Source organism: Sphingomonas bacterium (assembly GCF_903644055.1).
In the GTDB taxonomy this organism is placed as follows: domain Bacteria; phylum Pseudomonadota; class Alphaproteobacteria; order Sphingomonadales; family Sphingomonadaceae; genus Sphingomonas_I.
Genome location: NZ_CAHJXD010000166.1, coordinates 1 through 4,340, shown reverse-complemented (window position 1 = coordinate 4,340; position 4,340 = coordinate 1). Strand labels below are relative to the sequence as shown.

Sequence of the window (4,340 nt, the reverse complement as noted above, 5' to 3'; positions counted from 1 at the left end):
TGCGGAGCGCGATCTCGGCATCGGCGGCCTTGACGCGCTTCTCGGCGTCGGCGGTCGCGCGCGCCTTGGCGGCGGCGGTTTCCGCCTGCGCGGCGGCGCGGCTCTCGTCGAGCTTGGCGAGATAGGCGCCCTCGGCGCTGTCGGCCGCGGCGCGCGCGGCTTCGGCGGCGGCGAGATCGCCGTCGATCTTCGCGGCGCGATCGTCGACCGTGCGCTGGATCTTGGGCAGCATCGCACGGCCGATGCCGAAGTAGATGAGCGCGAACACCAGCACGAGCCAGAAGAGCTGGCTCGCGTAGATGGCGGCGATCTGATCTATTTGAGGCATCGGCGTCCCGGCATTGCGTTCAGAAACTCACGAAGGTCGCGCATGTGAAGGCAAGAAGATCCTGCCCCCGCATGACGGACCTACTTGACGACGAACAGGATCAGGATCGCGATGACGAAGGCGATCAGGCCCAGCAGCTCGGCGGCGGCGAAGCCGATGAACAGACGGCCCTGCTGGCCATCGGCGGCACCCGGATTGCGCAGCGCGCCTTCGAGGAACGAGCCGAAGACGTTGCCCACGCCGAGCGCGGCCATGCCGACGCCGATCGCCGCGAGGCCGGCGCCGATCACCTTTGCAGATGCGAGATCCATAATGAGACTTCCCTTCTAACGATTTGATATCAGTGGAGATTTACTGCGTCGTTGAGATACAGCGAGGTGAGCAAGGCGAACACATAGGCCTGGATCGCCGAAACCAGAAGCTCCAGCGCCGAAACCCCGACGATCATCACGAACGACAGCAGGCTGACCAGCCAGCCGATCCCCGGCCCGCTGTTGAGCCCCTGGACGACGAAGCTGGCGAACACATCGAGCAGGATATGCCCCGCGGTCATCGCGACGAACAGGCGCAGCCCGAGGCTGAACGGACGCACCAGGAAGCTCGCCAGCTCGATCACGAAGATCAGCGGGATCATCACCTTGGGCGTGCCGAGGGGCACGAACAGCGAAAAGAAGTGGAAGCCGTGGCGCGCGAAGCCGACGATCAGCACGATCGCGAAGCTGACGAACGCCAGCACCGCGGTGACGGTGATGTGGCTGGTCACGGTGAACGGATGCCAGCCCGGCACGACGCCGAGCGGGATCAGCCCGATCAGATTGGCGAACAGGATGAACATGAACAGCGAGAAGACGTAGGGCGTGAACCTGCGGCCCTCGGCGCCGATGTTCGCCTGCACCATGCTGGAGACGAAATTGGTGACGCCCTCGACCGCGATCTGCCAGCGGCCGGGCACCAGCGCGCGCTTCATCCCGCCGAGCATGAACAGCCAAAGCGCCGCGAACACGATGACCATGAACAGGGCCGAATTGGTGAAGCTCAGGTCATAGCCGCCGAACGCCAACCGGTGGCCCATCACCGGCTCCACCAGGAATTGGTGCATCGGATCGATACCAGGCCCGTCAGCCGCCACTTATTCTTCCCTGTGCTTGTTGCGGCAGCGCCCGGATCACTCCGCGCGCTGGCCCGAAATCTTGACGATGTTCCAGATGGCCGCCGCGAACCCGAGGAACACGAAGACCAACAGGAGCCATGGCGACGTGCCGAACCAGCTATCGAATAGCCAACCGATCAGCCCGCCCCCGACCGGACCCGCGATCAGCTCCGCCAGCACGCGACTGCCCTGCCTGTAGCCCTTGTCGGGCCCTTGCCGCAGCGTGCCGGTCCTGATCTTCTCGGTCTGCTTCGCCGCTTTCAGCCGCGCGCCGAGCTCGGTCAACCGAGCATCCTCACCGATCGGATCCTGTCCGGTCCCGTCCACTGGCATGGCCGCGCCTCTCCTAATCTGCGGGAAACACGGCCGCACCGGCGGGCGTTCCCGTCAGGCGCGGCCCCTTTAGCAAGGGGAGACCCCAAGTCAACTTATGCGGCGCAGGCTCGTCCGGAACCGGGGAACGACGGACGCACCAAGCTATCTCCATCCAACGCCGGCGCTCGGGACAAGCGGGCGGGTCGAGCAGATCATGGTGCCGTGGCCCTTGCCCGATCTCGGCTTCCGGTGGCATCGTCCTGAAAGAGGAGAGGGAATCCATGGCGATACGGTGGCATATGGCGACGGCGACGGCCGCGATCTGCCTGATCGGTGCATCGGGCCGCGCCGAGCCGATGCCCGTCGACAAGGCGGCGCGCTTGTTCGGCGCGAGACCCGATGTCTATTCGGCATCGCTTTCGCCGGATGGAAAGAAGATCGTGATGATCGTGTCCGGCAACACGCGGGCCCGCGTCGCCGAGGTGATCGACCTTGCGAATCCGAAGCCCAATGCCATCACCTATTCCGACAATAATATGCGGCTGACCCATTGCGGCTGGGCCTCCAACGACAGGATCGTCTGCGGCTTTCAGGAAATCGCGATCAGCCAGGGCCGGCGGCTCGGCTTCTCGCGCATGATCGCGATCGATTCCGACGGCAAGAACATGAAGGATCTGAGCTCGAAATCGGCCGGCGACGCGCTGCGGACGAGTCAGTTCAGCGGCGACATCGTCGATTGGCTCGACGGAACTTCGCCGGAGGTGCTGATGATGCGCGATCATGTTCCGGCGGCCAATACCGGTCGGCTCACAGCCTCGACCGCCGATGGCTATGGGGTCGATCGGGTCAACACGCGGACGTTGCGCGCGATCGCGGTGGAACGGGCCTATCCCAATGCCGGGAGCTTCCTCGCCGACGGGCAGGGCCACATCCGCATGATGTCGCTGAAGGGAATGGACAATGCCGGCCTTCTCAACGGCTGGTACGATTATCGCTACCGCCTGACCGGCGATCAGCATTGGCGGCCGTTCAGCCGCGTGAACTATGACGGGAAAAGCGATGCGCTGCGCCCCGTCGCCGTCGATGGCACCGCCAACCTGGCCTATGCGCTCAAGCGGCTCAACGGACGCGAGGCGCTGTATCGCGTGACGCTGGACGAGACCTTGTCGACCGAGCTCGCTTATGCCGATCCTACCGTCGATGTGGACGACGTGGTGACGATCGGCCGGCGGGGGCGCGTGATCGGCGTCAGCTATGTGACCGACCGGCGCGTGACGCGCTATTTCGATCCGGCGTACAGCAAGCTCGCCGAAAGCCTGTCGAAGGTGCTGCCGAACCTGCCGATCGTGACCTTCGAGAGCGCGAGCGCGGACGAGGCGGTCCTGCTGCTGCGCGCCTCCAGCGACAGCGACGGCGGCCATCTGTTCATCTTCGACAAGGCGACGCATCACCTGACCGAGCTGGCGCCGGTCAGGCCCGAGCTGGAAGGGGTCGCAACCGCGACGGTCAAGTCGATCACCTATCCGGCGGGCGACGGCGCCAATATCCCCGCCTATCTCACGCTGCCGCCCGGAAGCAGCGGACGCGGCCTGCCCGCGATCGTGATGCCGCATGGCGGCCCGGCGGCGCGCGACGAATGGGGGTTCGACTGGCTCGCCCAATTCTTCGCGGCGCGCGGCTATGCCGTCATCCAGCCGGAGTTCCGCGGTTCGAGCGGCTTCGGCGATGCATGGTTCAGGGACAATGGCTTCCGATCCTGGAAGATCGCGATCCGCGACGTGACCGCCGCGGGCGAGTGGCTGGTCCGGCAGGGCATCGCCGATCCTTCCAAGCTCGCGATCCTGGGCTGGTCCTACGGCGGATATGCGGCGCTGCAATCGAACGTGATCGATCCCGGGCTGTTCAAGGCGGTGGTGGCGATCGCCCCGGTCACCGATCTCCGCGCGCTGAAAACCGAGGTCGAGGGCTTCACCAACGCGGCGATCGTGCGCGCCTATATCGGCGACGGCGCGCATCTCACCGAGGGATCGCCCGCTCTCCATGCCGCGCAGTTCCAGGCGCCGGTGCTCATGTTCCATGGCGAGACCGACATGAATGTCGCGGTCGCCGAATCGGAAGCGATGAACGGGGCGCTCAAGCGCGCGGGCAAGCAGAGCGAACTGATCCGCTATCCCGGACTCGATCACCAGATCGACGATACGGCGGCAAGGATCGACATGCTCACCAAGGCCGATGCGTTCCTGAGGTCCTCGATGCACATGTGATTTCGATCGCCTCTCTCGACCTGGCCCGACGCCCGAGGATAGTGGGCCGATGAGCGTTACCGATTCCGCACGACATGCCAACGGCCATCGCGCCCGGCCGCGAGGGCGGCGGATCGCTGGACGCCTCGGCGCGTCGCTTTTCGCCGCCGTGCTGGCGCTGGCGCTTCCGGCGGGCGCCGCGCGGGCGCAGACGAGTCCGCCGGGGCCGCCCGCATGATCGATCGGGCGCGCCATCGGTATCGACGGGCTGCGCGTGCAGGGCAGCAGCCGGATTCGCTACGAG

6 protein-coding genes are annotated in these 4,340 nt (G+C 65.8%); 2 read left to right on the top strand and 4 right to left on the bottom strand.

Annotated features, from left to right (window positions below):
• From HUU94_RS07225 to HUU94_RS07210, 4 genes are all read right to left on the bottom strand, one after another.
• The coding region (locus tag HUU94_RS07225; protein WP_174274418.1) for a F0F1 ATP synthase subunit B family protein at positions 1–328 on the bottom strand (328 nt) is incomplete at its 3' end.
• Between the two features lie 80 nt (positions 329–408).
• Positions 409–639, bottom strand: a complete 231-nt coding sequence (locus HUU94_RS07220; protein ID WP_171745022.1) for a F0F1 ATP synthase subunit C — start codon at positions 637–639, stop codon at positions 409–411.
• A gap of 29 nt (positions 640–668) precedes the next feature.
• A complete protein-coding gene (locus HUU94_RS07215; protein WP_174274417.1) occupies positions 669–1,457 on the bottom strand; it encodes a F0F1 ATP synthase subunit A in 789 nt (262 codons plus the stop codon).
• A gap of 36 nt (positions 1,458–1,493) precedes the next feature.
• Complete coding sequence (locus HUU94_RS07210; protein WP_438827114.1) at positions 1,494–1,763, bottom strand: AtpZ/AtpI family protein; 270 nt, start codon at positions 1,761–1,763, stop codon at positions 1,494–1,496.
• A gap of 311 nt (positions 1,764–2,074) precedes the next feature.
• Here HUU94_RS07210 and HUU94_RS07205 point away from each other — a divergent pair, with 311 nt between their 5' ends.
• Together HUU94_RS07205 and HUU94_RS07200 are read left to right on the top strand one after the other, a co-directional pair.
• The gene (locus HUU94_RS07205) at positions 2,075–4,057 is read left to right on the top strand and encodes an alpha/beta hydrolase family protein (protein WP_254602024.1); all 1,983 of its coding nucleotides are present in this window, start codon (positions 2,075–2,077) and stop codon (positions 4,055–4,057) included.
• Between the two features lie 49 nt (positions 4,058–4,106).
• A complete protein-coding gene (locus HUU94_RS07200; RefSeq protein ID WP_174274415.1) occupies positions 4,107–4,274 on the top strand; it encodes a hypothetical protein in 168 nt (55 codons plus the stop codon).
• The last annotated feature ends 66 nt before the right edge of the window (positions 4,275–4,340 follow it).

What these genes read in the sequence shown, in the direction of transcription:
- HUU94_RS07220 (WP_171745022.1), bottom strand. Translation starts at nt 639, where the DNA reads ATGGATCTCGCATCTGCAAAGGTGATCGGCGCCGGCCTCGCGGCGATC.
- HUU94_RS07200 (WP_174274415.1), top strand. Translation starts at nt 4,107, where the DNA reads ATGAGCGTTACCGATTCCGCACGACATGCCAACGGCCATCGCGCCCGG.
- HUU94_RS07205 (WP_254602024.1), top strand. Translation starts at nt 2,075, where the DNA reads ATGGCGATACGGTGGCATATGGCGACGGCGACGGCCGCGATCTGCCTG.